The following is a 16,230-nucleotide window of genomic DNA, read 5'->3' as shown; positions in this document are numbered from 1 at the left end:
CGCAAGGAGCTCGGAAATACTATTGAGCATTTGTGCCAACGGCACATCAAGTAACAGCCCTGAATACAGCGAAGCGAAATTCAGGGTGAGTGAAATCGAAGTTTACCCCAAGAGTGCTGGCATCACGATCAGTATTATTGAGATCAACTAATTTGATTATTCTTCAATCTAAAATCAAAGTCTCAACCCGGAAATTGGTCTTTACAGATCTTGCATTTGGCAAGGAGCTCGGAAATACTATTGAGCATTTGTGCCAACGGCACATCAGGTAACAGCCCTGAATACAGCAAAGTGAAATTCAGGGTAGGTGAAATCGAAGTTTCCCCCAAGAGTGCTGGCGCCACGATCAGTACTATTGAGATCAACTATTTTGATTATTTTTCAATCTAAAATCAAAATCTCAACCCGGAAATTGGCTTTTATAGGTCTTGCCTTTGGCAAGGAGCTCGGAAATATTATTACGCATTTGTGCCAACGGCACATCAAGTAACAGCCCTGAATACAGCGAAGCGAAATTCAGGGTAAGTGAAATCGAAGTTTCCCCCAAGAGTGCCAAAGGCACTATAAGTACTATTTTGCTTATTCTTAATGATTTCATTTCACTCCAAACCTACCGAAAGACGCTTTCCTTAGGCGCATATTGTGAATGTGTTAAAAATCCAATTCTACCGATTTCGCTCCTTCAGAGCTTTGAGATGATTAATTATCACCAAACCCAGCCCTGCCGATCTGGGCTTTGGTATACCGGGCTTTTAGCACTAATTGTGATAAAAAATGAACTAGAATAAATTATCAACCTATTGAAACTTGACCAATGGAGATTGACCTGCTCAAACTCTTAGAATTAATAAGGTTATAATGTGGCTATAAGCACTTTGTTTAGAATTAATACACTAAATCTCAATTGTGTCCTCTGCGAAAACCTCCGTGTCCTCCGTGGTTAAAAACATCACTCTTTCTGCGTAAGAACCTGGTCTTCATTATCTAAAACGACTTTCAAATCGGCATAGCTCAACTCCTGAACTGGAATATCCTGATCAATGGCCAAGGAAGCAGCTGCTGCAGCAGATTGACCTAGGATCATAAAAACTGGCTCCATTCTGATCGAGCCAAAAGCTGTGTGGGAACTTGATACGCATACAGGCACAAGGAGATTGGTACATTCTTCTTTTTTAGGTAAAAGCGTGCCAAGCGAAATAGAATAAGGTTTCTCGGGATGAACTCCTATATCACCTTCATTCTGCGCAAAGCCTTCATCAGTCACAAACCGCTGCGCATTGTGCGAATCCAGCGAATAAGAACCCATCCCAACAGGCTCAGGAACTTCCTTGGCTCCTAGCACATCATGCTCTGTCATCACATACTCTCCGATCATTCTTCTCGCTTCCCGCACATAGATTTGATGTGGCCAATTGCCATTATCCGCAAACTCGTCCTTTGCCAATCCCCATTGAGCCATTTCATCGCGGACTTCTCGTGGCACTTTTTGATCATTTGCCATATAGTACATCAGGCCTTTTTGGTAGTCAGTATGTTCTTTCAGGATTTGTTTCCGCTCGGCATAGCTCGCTTCGGGATAGGTGTAATTTTTTCCTATGTAATCCGTAGAAAAAGGGCCGTGATTATTAGTGTCTGTTTTCAGATTTGGTATCGGGTCATACTTTTCGAAAGTCTGATCCCAGCCAGCTGCATAAACTCGAGCTAGCAGTTCATATCGAGCCGGATCGTAGTTCTCTGGCTTCGCGAAAGGAACCCGATTATCAGGATGACGGCTGAGAGCCATGCGATAATTGTAAGCTTGGATTCTGTGATCTCCAGTTCCATTTTCTCCCGGAGGCTCGGATGAAATCTCTGGGAGAAGTGCACTAGATGAATCGTCAGGAATTAAATATGGACTTATTTTCTTCTGGAAATAATGCCGGTGTTGATAGACACCAACCTGTACCCCATTCCACTTTTCATCGTAAGTCGCATTTGACTCTCTCCCCACATGATTGCTCACTCCTGCAGCTGCCATCAGATCACCTTCGTAAGTCGCATCGATAAATATTTTTCCGTGATAGGTTTTGCCAGAAAGCGTTGTGATTTGGGTGATTTTACCATTCTCTTTAGTCACTCCTTCTTCTCGATCCAACCATTCATCCCGATGTATTTCCAGCTTATTTTCTTCAGCAAAATCCTCAAAAACTTGCTCCGCTACATGCGGTTCAAAAATCCACATCGTCCGATTTTCGCCATCCATGGCTGGAGTCCCTTGACCTTTGTTGCCGTATTCTTCTTTTTTCTGCCACTTCCAAGCTGAATCCTGCTGATAATGAAGGTAAACTCTATGATAAAATTCTCTTGCCAGCCCTCCAATGACGGACTTATTCCCTGTATCTGTAAACCCCAATCCCCCAGAAGAAAGTCCTCCCAAATGGATATCAGGCGAAACAACAATCACTGATTTCCCCATCTTTTTCGCCTGAACAGCGGCCATGATACCAGCCGAAGTACCGCCGTAGATAATCAAGTCAGCGGTGTAAATATTTTCATCTTTCTGCTGGGAGGAAAATGAAACAAGCAATAAAATAATTATTGATAAAAATTTCATAATGAAGGTTTTAACTGAATACATTTGAAAATAGCCTTATTTGAAGTTAATTCTATACTTTTTATCCGAAAACCATAAAATCATTTCACATGTCTCTTCATACCGTCCTTGGTGCCAATGGCAACATTGCAAAAGTTGTTTCAACAGAACTTCATCAAAAAGGGATTACAGTACGCCAATTCAGTAGAAAACCTGCAAAAGTGAATGACACCGATGAGCTTTATCCTGGTGACTTATTGGATTCAAATGCAGTTTCTCAAGCGGTAAAAGGGGCTGAAGTAGTTTATCTTTTGGCAGGAATCCAATACAAAGCTGCTATCTGGGAAAGGGATTGGCCTATCATCATGAGAAACACTTTGGATGCCTGCATTCAGCATGGAGCGAAACTGGTCTTCTTTGATAATATGTATGCGTACGATCCTGAGCAAGTGGGGAAACTCACCGAAGAAACTCCTCTCAATCCTCAGAGCCGAAAAGGTAAAGTGAGAAAGCAGATTTTGGATATGCTTTGGAAGGATGTTACTACTGGAAAGCTAAAAGCTTTGGTAGCTCGCGCGGCGGATTTCTACGGCCCAGATGCCAGCAACAGTGTTCTTAACGAAATCGTGATCAATCGAATGAAAGCTGGAAAAGGAGCGCAGTGCTTATATTCTTCTACCAAAAAACACTCATGGACTTACATACCTGACGCTGGTAAGGCAACTGCTTTTTTGGGCCTACAAGAAGATTCCTGGAATCAAAGCTGGCACTTACCAACTGATCCTGCATATAGCTCTGTACAGGAAATCCATGCGATTTTAAATAAAAAACTCGGAACAAAACTCAAACTTCAAGTGATGCCTTCCTGGCTTGTTAGGGTCCTTGGACTTTTCATCCCGGTGATGAAGGAAGTAGTAGAACTCAGGTACCAAATGGATTCAGATTATCGATTTGATTCCTCGAAAATAGAAAAAACTTATGGACTAAAACCGACTTCTATTGAAGTTGGTTTGCAAGGATGTATTTAAAAATCTGAGCTCAATTTTCTACCAATTTCAACTTGTAAAGTATAATCCCATCGTCTTCCGTTTCTGACAAACCCGCAACTTTGGAGACAACAAGTTTACCATCCTTATTTACTACAGTAGGAAAATAACTGGTACTAGGAAAAGGCACATTTGTAGCTAACTGATTGAAATCCTTATCAAAAATCGCAGCATAATTCGGGTCTTTTTTGAGTGCACCCAACCCATATCTAGCAGCTGGATCAAGCTGAGCCACAACTTCTTCAGAAATTCCCCTGTTATATATAGCGAGGTAATAGTCACCTACCACAAAAATATTGGTCAGACTACCGGGTCTTTTCTTTTGGTTATCTGTAAGAAACTGTTTAGGATTATCCATTGGAGCTGGCGTATAAACGATCCAATCCGGGATATCTACCTCTACCGTCTTTTCATAGGAAAATTGATCTCCCTCCTTTTTATAAACATAGAATCTTGGCTCAATCCCTAGACCTAATAGCAACTTTTCCTGATCCATGGTATACACCGGGATCGGAAATCCATGGACTTGATCATTTAACACCACGGAAGTCTCTGGTAGTATGAGCGCACCTAAGGTTTCTCCTGTGGTTTTATCCTGAGATTCAATAATCGGAAGTTTATACAAACCACGAAAGAATTCGTCTAGATTCGACATGGAAAGTGATCCCGGCATTGGTTGAGGATAAAAGATTTTATTTCCTGATTCGAACAAACCCAGCTTCGGATTCTTCATCATTATCTGAAAAGGATAAGGGATGCTAATCTCTCCTACTTTGGAAGAATCCTTAAACATATAGTAGCCCTTTAAATGATTTAAAACGGCTACATCTCCATTGAAATACCCAAGACTTGCGGGATAGTTAACTACATCTATACCATCAGAACTGAATTTATTGTGGTTTAGGATTTTACCCTGAGCGTCTACTTCAAGATATTCCCATGGTTCATCCGTGGCTAGCAAATATTTATCAGCGGTTGGATCATAATCCAATAGCATCATTTCTCCGAGATAGTCTATCTGTACAGAATCAGTGATTTCCAATGAAAAATTGATTGGCGCATCCGCTTTTTCAGGATTTCCGCCACAGGAAAAAATACCAACGGCTAATACCACTGGTGTGATTTGGGTTAGGTTAATCTTCATTAGTGAATTAGAAATAAATTGAAAATAAATGAGGTAAAAGTGAGCATAAGAAATTGATTTTTTAAAAAAAGACAGCTGTTAATCAGCTTTCAATTTCAGCTTAAAGAGTACAATTCCATCGTCTTCGGTTTCTGACAAATCAGCAACTTTGGATACCACAAGTTCACCTTCGTTGTTGACCACCATTGGATAATTGCTGGTAATAGGAAAAGGGACATTTGAAGCTAACTGGTTGAAGTCCTTATCGAAAATCGCAGCATAATTTGGGTTCTTTTTCCGCATAGCAAGCCCACCGTCAGTAGGTGGTCCTAGCTCTGTGACTTGTTCCTCAGAAAGCCCCTTATTGTAAACAGCGATGTAATAATCTCCCGATATCAGAATATTGGTCAGGTTACCGGGTCTTTTTTTCTGGTTTTCTGAGAAAAACTGTTCGGCTTTGTCCAATGCAACTGGCGTATAAGAAACCCATTCAGGAATATCCACATCCACTGTTTTTTCATAGACAAACTGATCTCCCACCTTATTATACACATAGAATCTCGGTTCAAACCACATGCTTAGCAGCAGCTTATCTTTATCCATGGTATAAACCGGTATCGGGAATCCATGAACCTGATCTCCCAACAAAACTGACGTTTCAGGCAACCTGAGCACGCCTAAGGTATCTCCTGTGGTTTTATCCTGAGATTCAATAATCGGAAGTCTATACAATTCTTTATAAAACTCACCTTCTTCCATGTTAATGGCAAGAGTTTCCGGCCATGGCTTAGGATAATATATTTTATTGCCGGATTCGAATACTCCCAGCTTTGGATACATCATAAAAACCTGATAAGTATAAGGAATTGTGACCTCTCCCACTTTCGTAGAATCCTGAAATCTGTAGTATCCTTTTGGCGGATTGAATACAGTCACGTCTCCATTGAAATATCCAAGACCTAAAGGTTGTGAAACTGCGTCAATTCCATCCTCGCTAAACTTATTATGATTTAGGATCTTACCATTTTCATCAGCTTCAAGATATTCCTGATAAAACTCCGTGGCGAGCAAATACTTATTTGCTTTAGGATCATAATCCAGCAGCATCATTTCACCTAGGAAATCTACCTGCACCGAATCCGTGATCTCAAGAGAAAAGCTTTTCGGAGCGAAACTGCTTTCCGTTTTTTCTCCGCAGGATAGAAGGCCAAAAACCAGTGAGCTAAGCGCTAGCTGAGTCAAGTTGAGTGTCATGAGAAAAATTTTAGAGGTGAAAAATTTAAGAGTTAATTACATCATTTTCAAAATCATATCTAAAAAACTAAATCCCTTGATAAACTACAACTAAATAAGATTTTTTAACTTGATCTACATGCTAATCAATTCATGAACATGGGCACGAAGTGTTGGTACCACTTCCTCCTCAAACCAGGGATTTCTCCTCCTCCACATAAGATTACGAGGTGAAGGATGGACTAGCGGTAGAAATTCAGGCAGATAAGATTCAAAATCCCTTACCGTCTCAGTCAGGGTTTTCTTTCGGCTTTTTCCCAAATAATATTTTAAAGCATACTGCCCAATGAGCAAAGTTAATTTCACTTCAGGCATATGATCCTCCATTGTCTGATGCCAAGTAGGCGCACATTCGGGTCTGGGAGGGATATCTCCGCCTTTTCCCCTTCCCGGATAGCAAAATCCCATAGGCATAATTCCAAATACTTTGGGATTATAGAACTGCTCTCGATCTACTCCAAGCCAGCGTCGAAGTTCATTGCCGCTCGCATCGTTCCACGGAATTCCTGTAGCATGAACCTTCGTACCCGGAGCTTGACCGATAATGAGAATTTTACTTTCAGGATGAATAGAAAATATCGGACGAGGACCTAGCGGTAAAAATTCTTTGCAGATAGTGCAAGCCTGTGCTCTGGAAACTAAGGTGTGAAAACTATCCATCAGCCGACATATTATTCATATCCTACACATTTTAAAGGGAAAAAAGAAAGAATATAATATTAGGCTCATTTTTGTACTGAAATAATAGTAAATTATACGGCTACCCACCTGAACTTCAATTTATTACTTTAAACAAAAAGATGTTAATTTTAGTTAAATCCATCTCATCAACTTAGCTCGTATCTAGTAAAAATCTTTCCACCAATCGTTCACAAATGCCATGAAAAATACTTACGTTCTATTTGCTCTTCTTATTTTGATTTGCACTAGCTGCTTTTCCTCCAAAGATTATGTAACCGACTATGACTACAATTATCAAGCATCTTTTAAAAAATACAAGACATTTGCCTTTGTAGTTCCATCTGAAAAAGATACCACCATGATCACGCCGGTTTTGAGTGCTACTATCGGCGCTAGACTAGGTTCTCAAGGCTTTCGAGAACAGGAGACGAAACCGGATTTATTGGTAAGCTACAAAATCTTCATGGACTCAATCAGATACAGAGGGTACGTACAACCTGAATTTGACTTCTGGCTAAAGAGAGTTGGCGGTGTACCTGAGAAAGAAGATGGTGAACTTGACAAAGAGCAGGAAAAAGATGAGACCTATAACCAAGTGAGATATAGCCAAAACCAAGGCATGCTGGTGATCTATGTGATCGACAGCAAAAGAGGCAACACAATCTGGCAAGGATACACTGCTGCCAACTTCGACGCTGATTCGCCAAATTTTCAATCGGACATCACCCGGGCAGCTTATCGGGTCATGAATGAATTCAAGGTCATCAATCGCTTAATGGAATGATAAAGGAGTATTTCTGAGTAAGTAGTTAATCAACATGTGTAGTCATTCCCCAGTTTTTTGAAGAAGTCCCGAAATCAATTTGGGACTTCTTTTTTTTGCCAAAACTAATCCAATTGGCTCAATTAGGAGCTTTTGTTTACTTTCAGGCTAAAATAGTATGGTTTTTCAGTTGTGGCAATTTCTTTGAAACAGTTGATTGAAATACAAAGAATCAACTATGAAAAAATCACTCATTGTTACCGGAATTTTAGGAGCCACAATAATGGTCTCATGCGTTTCGAAAAAGAAATACACCGAATTGGAAGGTAATCTTTTTAAAACCCAAACTGAACTGGCTACTACTGAGCAAGAGAAAGCTGAGTTGGAAGAAAAAATGCAAATCATCGAGAATAGAGTTGCTGAGTTCAACTCAAGAATTAATTCTCTTCGTGATACCAATGACGCATTGACCATGCAAAACGATGGCATGCTTAGCCTAGAAGGCGCAACTGTAATGTCCAAAAACTCTAAGGAAAAGATGAAGCAAACCTTAGCGAATGTGGATCCTGAAAAACTAGCACAAGCACAGACTTTGGAAGATTCTGTAAATCTAGCCGTAGAATATAATCTTAAGAAAAACATCACAGCCACGAGTGAGGAAGGTCAAGAAAACGAGATCGAAATCAGCATCGACCAGACTGTCGTGATGATCTCGGTATCCGACAAACTACTTTTCAATACTGGTAGCTACAGAATCAATTCAAAAGCTGATCCACTGCTATTGAAACTGGCTGAGTTGATCAACGCAGAACCAAGTCTACAAGTAATGATCGAGGGACATACAGATCCTAGAACAATCTCCACAGGTGTAGTTCAGGATAACTGGGACCTTTCTGTGAAAAGAGCGACAAGTATCGTAAGAAAACTTCAAGAGGACTTCAATGTAGCTCCTGAGAAAATGATTGCGGCGGGTAGAGCTAGCTATATGCCACTAGTTGAGAATGATACTCCAGAAAACATGGCTATCAACAGAAGAACAAGAATCGTGTTGATTCCAGATTTGGATATGTTCTTCGCGATGCTTTAAAGCGTAAAAACCACCAAAAATATTAACCACCACAACCGAAAGGCAGGCTCCAGAGCCTGCTTTTTTTTTAAAAGTTTTTTTTACCGCAGTGGATGCGGAGTTTTTCACGAAGCACGCGCTGTTGTCCTGCTTCTCCAGAAGCTGGACTCGACTTATTCTTTCATCCTCATTTATAAATCCCCAATTCATTGCTGTTTTCTTTGAAAAAGCATTAATCACCATACGTTCCGATGGAACGAGAATACTATCGATGGACTTTTTCTACCGACCAATTGTCCCCATGGGACAAATTATCAAGCTCCATGAAGATACTATTCAGGAAGGTTTGGCAATTAGATCAATACTTTTTAGAAATTGATTGCATTCAATATGTAAGTATAATATATCGAAAAGTATCTTCAATAGTAGGACATTAATCTTGATTCTTGCATCTAGAATCTTAAGTCTAAGATCTTGATACTTAAATAAAAATCAATCCAACACCTCCAGTGTACCCAGTGCATGCTGCATCAATACTTCCTGGAAGAACAAAGTGTAAACCGCCTGAGCTTGGTCAGCTTGTGCGTTTACGAGTTGCTGGTTTGCTGTAGCGAGATCTACGAAATTGGAAATCCCTAAGCGGAAGCGCTCTGAAATAGCTTTCTGTGCCTCTACCGCCGCCATTACTTGAATACCTGTATTTCCTTCTTTTTTCACAGCAGCCATGTAGTTTAGATGAGCCAGTTTCACATCTTGGTAGATTTTTCTATCCACGGATTCCTTTTGCAAAATCTGATTTTTATAGGCCACTCTACTTCTACCTACTTCAAGCCTATTTTGAAAATTGTTAAAAATCGGTATGGAAAGACTAAGTCCCAGTGTATTCTGCGGATAAACGTCGAAAAGCTGATCCTGTAGGTTTCGATCATCCAATGAAGTGAAGAAGGTATTGTAATTGTAAAATGCCCCTATTCGCGGGTAATACATCGCTTTGATCGCTTGCATATCCTTCTTGAATGAAGTCTGCAAAAGCTCCTGCTGCTTACCATCCGCTCTATTCGCTTGAGCCATTTCATACAATTCCGTCATGCTCATCCCCTCAAACCTCAACTCATCCGATCTAGGGTCAACAGATTCCAAAACTGGCATCACACCTGCCTCCAATTGCAAATACTCTGACAAATCCCACAAATCATTCTGAAATTGCAATTCTGCATCCACCAATACAGATTCCAGTCTTGCTACTTCAGATTGCTGATTGTATTTGTCCGAAATAGTTCGCAGACCTGCATCTAAAAATCCTTCTATTTGCCTCAATTGCTCTTTCTGATTTTCAAGGTTCTCTTTTGAAATACGTACCAGCTCCTCATCCAAAAGCACCTGAAGGTAACGTCTAGACACATCAAACATCACTTGCTGAGATGCTCTATCCAAGCCCTTCTCTCCTGCTTCATAAGCTAATTTGGAAGATTGCGTATCTAAAATTCTTCTGCCAGAATTGAAAATAGGCATGTTCATACTTAGCCCAGCGTTGACTACCTCGTTTGTCACATTTGTCACCACTATTTCACCTTCTATTTGCTGAAACTGCTGGCCAGTTTGTTGGGAAAATGAGCTATTGATATTTGCATTAGGCAAGTGGGAAAGAAATGCAGACTGCTTTTGCAGCTTTAGAACTTCCAAATTATTCGACTGGATTTGGTAATCGACATTTGTTGAAAGAGCTAGATCCACAGCCTGACGAAAGTTAATTTTCACCGTATCCTGAGCCTGAATTTTACCGGCAATCAGCACTGCAATAAGTAGGATTACATATTTTTTATACATGAATAATCGCTTCATCTTTTTCAATTTTACCATCCAGCATATCGATTAATCTTGTGCCGTAATCTGCATTTTCTCTTGAATGAGTAGCCTGAATGATTGTAGTTCCGTCGCGATGCAACTCCTGAAAGACCTCCATTATTTCCTTAGCCTGTCCAGAATGCAGATTCCCTGTAGGTTCATCGGCCAAAAGCACACGAGGTCTTCCAGCCACAGCCCTAGCTATACCCACAAGCTGCTGCTGACCTCCTGATAATTGTGCTGGGAAAAGATCCTTTTTAGCCACCATACTGAATCTATCAAGTAGGTTGGCAATGATGCTTTTACGCTCATTGGAAGAAACATTTCTGTACAAAAGCGGGGTTTCTATATTTTCATACACCGTCAATTCATCAATCAAATGATAAGCTTGAAAGATGTATCCGAACTCACTTTTATGTAATGCGGAACGTTCACGGTCTTTCATTGATTTGATGCTTCTGTCACCAAATAGGTACTCTCCTTCATATTCCTCGTCCAGCAAACCAAGGATATTCAGCAGCGTGGATTTCCCAGCACCACTTGGCCCCATGAGTGTGATAAATTCCCCTTCGTTAATTGTAAGATCTATTCCTTTAAGAATAAACACACGCTGAAACCGTGATTCGATGTATTTGTCTAATTCTTTTAATTGTATCATTTTATATTGAATTATTTTAATTACTTATTCGCTATGGCGGGTTGAAAAGTTGAAAGATTAACCATTCCTAATTTTTCATTCTAAATTTTAAATTCTATTCACTCTTTAGCGTCTTGGCAGGATTCAGCCTGAACACCTTCCAACTTCTATAACCGATAGTTAGCATAGCTAAAACCATGACAGCCAAAATAGCAATCACAAATGGCCAGATGGTCAGCGCTGCTCGATTTGCGAAGGCTCCCAACCAGGAATCTGAAAACCAAACGCCAAATCCAATCGCTAAAACAGCCGAAACGCCCAGTAACTTTAAGAAATCCATGGACAAAACTTGGAGCACATCACCTTGTGAAGCTCCAAGAACTTTCCGGATACTGATCTCCCGGGTTCTTCGTAGCGCCACATAAGACACCAATCCAAATAATCCCATGCAGGCAATAAAGACTGCAATTCCTGAAAATAAGCTAAATATCAAGCTTACATTTTGCTCAGATTGATAGAGACTTGCATACTCCTGATCAAGAAATTTTGGATTGAACGGGCGGTCTGGAACCAGTTTCGTCCATACTTCGCCAATTGTAGCCAAATTAGCAGTAGGGTTTCCAGCACTCAGTTTGATCAGCAAGATATTAGCCTCATTAGGATCATTGAAGATCACCATCGGCCCCACTTTTTGGTGAAGGGAATTGAAGTAAAAGTCTTTGATGACTCCTTTTACCACCGCATTATTGGTAAATCCCATGTTGACCCGTTTTCCTATTGCCACCTTTGCCGTCCAACCCATTTCAGCAATCCCAGATTCATTTAACAAAATAGGCATTAGAGAATTTTCATCTTCCAAACTACTTCGTAACGGGTCTGATTCTGAATAATTTTCTCCTTCCACAAGCTCCAAATTGATGGTTTTAATCAATTCAGGGTCGGCAGCATAGCCGGTAATCATAAACTCGCGGGTATTATCTCCACCCGGGAAAATCTTATACCCCGCTTTCACATTGTGAGGCATATCTGCTGCTCTCGAAATTGAACTCGCCGCACCTGACCGAACCATCTCGTCCCGAAGCGTGGGAATAGCCTCCCGCATGTTGTGATGATAATTCAAAGCGACTACTTGTTCTTTCTCATAGCCCAAGTTGACTTCTTGCATGAAATCAAGCTGATTTTTGACTACAAAAGTTGCAATTAATAAACCCATGGACACAAAGAACTGAAACACAACAAGGGATTTGCGAACCCAAGCTCCACTTCCGATTTTCAACTTATTTCCAAGCGCTTTTAAAGGTTGCATTTGGGATAAAATCATGGAAGGATAAAAACCCGCCAATAATCCAACTATCAAAGCTAGTCCCAGTAGCCCGACCATTCCAATAGGGGAAAATAATAGATCCAAATTCAAAGGGACGCCACCGAAATTCTCAAATGGAATGGCGATCAGGTATAAGAGTAGAATGCTTAATAAAATCGCCCCAAAAGAAAGTAACATGGATTCGGATACGAACTGCCCGAAAAGCTGCATTCTTCCCGCTCCCATTACTTTGCGCAAGCCAACTTCTTTATTTCGCTCGGTAGCTTCAGCAGTAGCCAGATTTACATAATTGATCATGCCGATGGCAATCAATAGAATAGCAACGACTCCAAATATATACAGGTACTTGATCTCCGTTCCTGGTTTGATTGGGTTAAGAGTTGGATCTCCCAAGTGAATCGAGGTAAGCGGCTGCGTAAAAAATGCGGTCTCAAAGCCATACTCGTCCATGTCACTTCCAAGATACTTATCCACCATTTGGTCCATATTTGACTTAAACTGAGTCATATCTGCACCGGGCTTCATTTTTACATAGTTGTAATAATTACTTGGCGACCATTGCGGTTCGCGGCTATCTCGGTGCGTCTTGAAAGAAGCTAAGAAATCAAACTCCATATGGCTGGTACTCGGGAAATCTCGCATTACCCCAGTCACGAGGAAATCTTTCCCATCGACTTTTAGCGATTTCCCTGTTGCACTTGCATCTGATCCAAATAGTCTGTTGGCAGTTGATTCCGTTAATACAATTTGGTTTGGCTCCGAAAGAACAGTTTCTCTGTTGCCAGCAATCATTTCAAAATCAAACACATCGTAGAAGTATTCATCCACGTAAGCAAACTTCGATTCTTCCTGATTGCCCTGGCCTGCATCGACCATGACTGATGAAAAAATACTCAAATCGAAAACCAGCGTAGCTTTTTCAACTTCAGTAAAGTCTTCCCGCAAAGTTACCGGAAGCAAGGCCGGAGAACTTCCAACCAATTGGCTTTCACCAGCTGAAATGAATTCCTGATTGATTTTGTAGATGCGGTCGGAATCAGTAATCATCCGGTCATAGCTCCATTCATGATGAATGTAAAGAGAAATGGCAATAAAACTTACCAAAGCGATCGTCAACCCCAAAAGGTTGATGGCAGTGTAGAGCTTGCGTTTCCGCAAATTACGTAGGGATATTTTAAGATAGTTTTTCCACATGAGGTAATGTTTGAAATATTGGAATTACTTGTTCGCCAGGAAGGATTCAAAAATTGGAGGAATAATCATTTCCAATTTTTCATTCTAAATTTTAAATTCTATTCGCTTTTAACTGTATGGCTGAATTCACTTGCCTACTGAGAATGCGACTGAATACTACTTCTACTCTTTTCCACTTTTATGCCATAAAAAAATGCCTCTGAATAAACTCCAGAGGCATTTTTATACTTTTGTAAGGTTTACTTTCTCGAACATTTTTGTTCGCCAGCGAACAAAGACAATGTTCAATGATCAAGTTTCAAACTCAATGATCAATTCTCAATTCAGAGAAAAATCTCGAATCTATATTCTCCACTCTTCAATCTCCTTCCTTAAATCTTCCTACTTAAGTCTTGATACTAATTACTTACTACTAGAATTTACGATAATTTCCGTCTAAGAATTGGTTCGCTTCCTTCTCATCAAACTTGGCTTTCTTGCTATTCCAATGAAGTGTCTGATTAGGGAATCTACCTGCGATCACACCAAGTAAGATCGTCTCGGTCAATCTCGCAGCATACGAGAATGGCGCAGTAGTTTCACCTTTGCCAAGACAAGCATCCACAAACTGGTGGTAATGCTTCTTACTTTCAGCATCATAATCCTTCACTGGCTTACCCAAATTTAACGATTCAATATCCATTTCCACATATTCACCATCGACGATTTTTCGAGGCAACTGCTGGAAATGTGGCAACAACAATCTTCCTTTTTCTCCCATAAACATTGCACCTTGATCTGGTAAAACTTCTCCGTTTGGAAGAAATAAATCCTGGTGACGTGAAGGTGCTCCACCTCCATCATACCATACCCACTTTAGCTTTTCCGCTGTGTGCTTGGTGCCGGGAAAATCATAAGTAACGATATTGTGCTCAGGGAATCCGAAACCAGTAGGCAGACGACATTCGTTAAGGATGGTCTCAGGTACATCTAACTCAAGCGCATTATACGGTGTATCAAAAATATGCACTCCCATATCTCCAAGGGTACCACAACCGTAATCCATGATCATTCTCCAGTTTCCCGGATGATAATAACCCTCCTTGTATGGACGCTCTGAAGCAGTTCCCTGCCACAGGTTCCAGTTAAGTTCTGCAGGCACAGGATCACTTCCTGATGGACCTGGGCCATCATAACCCCAGTTTTTAGGAGACCAAGCTCTCACTGTATGTACTTTACCTATGATTCCAGACTGAATAAGAAGTGTCGCTAATTTGTAATCATAGAAAGAGTGAACTTGAATACCCATTTGAGTCACCAGATTCTTCTCCGTAGCTAGCTTATTCATCGCTCTAGCCTCACTTACGTGATGCGTCAAAGGCTTTTGGCAATAAACAGGTTTGTTCATTTCCATAGCCATCATGGATGCTGGAGCATGCGTATGATCCGGAGTAGAGACTATCACAGCATCAATATCATCCGCCATATCCTTGAGCAATTCTCTATAATCCTCATAGGTTTTTGCATTTGGATGCAGCACTTTGGCTTTCGCCAGATTAATACTGTCCACATCACAAAGTGCCACTACATCCACTAACTCATGAGATGAGATAGCGTCCAAATCTGCCATCCCCATACCGCCAAGGCCAATATGAGCCGTTCTAAGTCGCTCGCCGGCATTTAGCCTAGCCAAAAGAGAAGGCGCCAAAGCAGCACCTAAAATCCCTAAACCACTTTTCTTGACAAAGTCTCTACGATCAATACTTGTTATTTTCCTACTCATTTTCTTATTGAAGTTATTACTTGGTTGCTGTTAATTCCTTGATACTTATATTTTTAAAACGGACTACATCACCATGGCCTAAGAAGCCGATATGTCCAGAACTTCTTTGCAATCCTGGATGATCTTTGTGATCTAATGTACCGTTTTTGCTTGCTTCTAAATAGTCCCCATCTAAAATGGTCTCTCCATTCAAAATAATTTTAATATGTGGATGATTCACAATTACTTCCTCGGTATTCCATTCGCCTACAGGATTCAAAAATCCGCGTTTAGCTGGCAGGACACCATACACAGAACCATGAAATTGGTACTCTTGAAGTTCGGAATACTTGTCTGCAGTGTTATCTAAAATCTGAAGTTCCTTACCTACATAAGCTGCATCTCCTTCCAATGGAGCATGAATTCCCAAACCATTATTGGCACCTGGAGTCAATTGAAACTCAAAGCGAAGAATAAAATTTCCGTACTCTTTTTCAGTATAAAGATTTCCTCCACCAGTTCCTTTTGGATCTATGACAATCATGCCTTCTTCAGCTCTGTAGGACGACTTATTGCCCACCCACCCATCTAGGTTTTCGCCGTTGAAAAGTTCAGTGAATCCAGCATCAGAACTACTCTTTTGACTACTGCAGGCCGCAAAAAGGACGGCACAGATTAAAACCGCTGGAAAAGTTAAAATATTGAGTTTGGACATATGGGAGTTTATTTGTTAGGAGTAAAGGGTCAAATAGGAAACTGAAATGCAATTTAACGTTTCAGGCGAATTTTGGGAGAAAAAACTTAATTAAAAATTTTATTTACTTCTAGGGCAATTTCTTTATTTTTTTGAGAAAGATGAAGATAGAGAGCGAACAAAGTATCAAGTAAGCTCGGGCAACGAGAACAATATGCCTTCTGAAGGTAGAATAGGCATTGGTCTAGATA

General features: G+C 40.6%; 13 protein-coding genes. 3 read left to right on the top strand and 10 right to left on the bottom strand.

The features are described from left to right. Window positions 1-400: 400 nt before the first annotated feature. Window positions 401-598, bottom strand: a complete 198-nt coding sequence (locus tag BVH04_RS24275; RefSeq protein ID WP_086544047.1) for a hypothetical protein — start codon at window positions 596-598, stop codon at window positions 401-403. Window positions 599-949: 351 nt separating this feature from the next. Next, entirely contained in the window at window positions 950-2,593 is a 1,644-nt protein-coding gene (locus BVH04_RS24270; RefSeq protein WP_086544046.1) for an FAD-dependent oxidoreductase, read from the bottom strand. Window positions 2,594-2,682: 89 nt separating this feature from the next. Here BVH04_RS24270 and BVH04_RS24265 point away from each other — a divergent pair, with 89 nt between their 5' ends. Further along, entirely contained in the window at window positions 2,683-3,600 is a 918-nt protein-coding gene (locus BVH04_RS24265) for an NAD-dependent epimerase/dehydratase family protein (RefSeq protein ID WP_086544045.1), read from the top strand. 10 nt (window positions 3,601-3,610) lie between these two features. On the opposite strand, the gene BVH04_RS24260 is transcribed toward BVH04_RS24265, so the two are convergent. The 3 genes from BVH04_RS24260 to BVH04_RS24250 form a co-directional block, all read right to left on the bottom strand. Further along, window positions 3,611-4,762: a hypothetical protein gene (locus BVH04_RS24260; protein WP_086544044.1), complete on the bottom strand. Its 1,152-nt coding sequence runs from the start codon at window positions 4,760-4,762 to the stop codon at window positions 3,611-3,613. Window positions 4,763-4,840: 78 nt separating this feature from the next. Beyond that, complete coding sequence (locus tag BVH04_RS24255) at window positions 4,841-5,995, bottom strand: hypothetical protein (protein WP_116116568.1); 1,155 nt, start codon at window positions 5,993-5,995, stop codon at window positions 4,841-4,843. Window positions 5,996-6,109: 114 nt separating this feature from the next. Continuing rightward, on the bottom strand, window positions 6,110-6,694 hold the full coding sequence (locus BVH04_RS24250) for a uracil-DNA glycosylase family protein (protein WP_086544043.1): 585 nt from the start codon (window positions 6,692-6,694) through the stop codon (window positions 6,110-6,112). A 220-nt stretch (window positions 6,695-6,914) separates the two neighbouring features. Between BVH04_RS24250 and BVH04_RS24245 the strand changes: the two genes are divergently transcribed. Both BVH04_RS24245 and BVH04_RS24240 read left to right on the top strand, forming a co-directional pair. Next, the gene (locus tag BVH04_RS24245) at window positions 6,915-7,499 is read left to right on the top strand and encodes a DUF4136 domain-containing protein (RefSeq protein WP_086544042.1); all 585 of its coding nucleotides are present in this window, start codon (window positions 6,915-6,917) and stop codon (window positions 7,497-7,499) included. Between the two features lie 217 nt (window positions 7,500-7,716). Then, window positions 7,717-8,565 carry an OmpA/MotB family protein gene (locus BVH04_RS24240; protein ID WP_086544041.1) on the top strand — a complete coding sequence of 283 codons (849 nt, stop codon included), beginning with the start codon at window positions 7,717-7,719 and terminating at the stop codon, window positions 8,563-8,565. A gap of 471 nt (window positions 8,566-9,036) precedes the next feature. Here BVH04_RS24240 and BVH04_RS24235 read toward each other — a convergent pair whose 3' ends face one another. From BVH04_RS24235 to BVH04_RS24215, 5 genes are all read right to left on the bottom strand, one after another. Beyond that, window positions 9,037-10,386 (bottom strand): TolC family protein, encoded by a 1,350-nt coding sequence (locus BVH04_RS24235; RefSeq protein ID WP_086544048.1) that lies wholly within the window; start codon window positions 10,384-10,386, stop codon window positions 9,037-9,039. After that, window positions 10,364-11,047, bottom strand: coding sequence for an ABC transporter ATP-binding protein (locus tag BVH04_RS24230; protein WP_086544040.1), 684 nt, complete (start codon window positions 11,045-11,047; stop codon window positions 10,364-10,366). Before BVH04_RS24230 ends, BVH04_RS24235 begins: the two co-directional genes overlap by 23 nt. Window positions 11,048-11,141: 94 nt before the next feature. Further along, window positions 11,142-13,544, bottom strand: coding sequence for an ABC transporter permease (locus BVH04_RS24225; protein WP_086544039.1), 2,403 nt, complete (start codon window positions 13,542-13,544; stop codon window positions 11,142-11,144). 412 nt (window positions 13,545-13,956) lie between these two features. Beyond that, entirely contained in the window at window positions 13,957-15,306 is a 1,350-nt protein-coding gene (locus BVH04_RS24220) for a Gfo/Idh/MocA family protein (RefSeq protein WP_086544038.1), read from the bottom strand. 16 nt (window positions 15,307-15,322) lie between these two features. After that, window positions 15,323-16,000, bottom strand: coding sequence for a 3-keto-disaccharide hydrolase (locus BVH04_RS24215; protein ID WP_086544037.1), 678 nt, complete (start codon window positions 15,998-16,000; stop codon window positions 15,323-15,325). Between the last annotated feature and the right edge of the window lie 230 nt (window positions 16,001-16,230).

Source organism: Algoriphagus antarcticus, assembly GCF_002150685.1.
Lineage (GTDB): Bacteria > Bacteroidota > Bacteroidia > Cytophagales > Cyclobacteriaceae > Algoriphagus > Algoriphagus antarcticus.
The sequence above is the reverse complement of the archived record's forward strand: the minus strand, read 5'-3'. Positions and strand labels throughout refer to the sequence as shown.

What these genes read in the sequence shown, in the direction of transcription:
- BVH04_RS24225 (WP_086544039.1), bottom strand. Translation starts at nt 13,544, where the DNA reads ATGTGGAAAAACTATCTTAAAATATCCCTACGTAATTTGCGGAAACGC.
- BVH04_RS24270 (WP_086544046.1), bottom strand. Translation starts at nt 2,593, where the DNA reads ATGAAATTTTTATCAATAATTATTTTATTGCTTGTTTCATTTTCCTCC.
- BVH04_RS24215 (WP_086544037.1), bottom strand. Translation starts at nt 16,000, where the DNA reads ATGTCCAAACTCAATATTTTAACTTTTCCAGCGGTTTTAATCTGTGCC.
- BVH04_RS24250 (WP_086544043.1), bottom strand. Translation starts at nt 6,694, where the DNA reads ATGGATAGTTTTCACACCTTAGTTTCCAGAGCACAGGCTTGCACTATC.
- BVH04_RS24240 (WP_086544041.1), top strand. Translation starts at nt 7,717, where the DNA reads ATGAAAAAATCACTCATTGTTACCGGAATTTTAGGAGCCACAATAATG.
- BVH04_RS24275 (WP_086544047.1), bottom strand. Translation starts at nt 598, where the DNA reads ATGAAATCATTAAGAATAAGCAAAATAGTACTTATAGTGCCTTTGGCA.
- BVH04_RS24255 (WP_116116568.1), bottom strand. Translation starts at nt 5,995, where the DNA reads ATGACACTCAACTTGACTCAGCTAGCGCTTAGCTCACTGGTTTTTGGC.
- BVH04_RS24230 (WP_086544040.1), bottom strand. Translation starts at nt 11,047, where the DNA reads ATGATACAATTAAAAGAATTAGACAAATACATCGAATCACGGTTTCAG.
- BVH04_RS24220 (WP_086544038.1), bottom strand. Translation starts at nt 15,306, where the DNA reads ATGAGTAGGAAAATAACAAGTATTGATCGTAGAGACTTTGTCAAGAAA.
- BVH04_RS24265 (WP_086544045.1), top strand. Translation starts at nt 2,683, where the DNA reads ATGTCTCTTCATACCGTCCTTGGTGCCAATGGCAACATTGCAAAAGTT.
- BVH04_RS24245 (WP_086544042.1), top strand. Translation starts at nt 6,915, where the DNA reads ATGAAAAATACTTACGTTCTATTTGCTCTTCTTATTTTGATTTGCACT.
- BVH04_RS24260 (WP_086544044.1), bottom strand. Translation starts at nt 4,762, where the DNA reads ATGAAGATTAACCTAACCCAAATCACACCAGTGGTATTAGCCGTTGGT.
- BVH04_RS24235 (WP_086544048.1), bottom strand. Translation starts at nt 10,386, where the DNA reads ATGAAGCGATTATTCATGTATAAAAAATATGTAATCCTACTTATTGCA.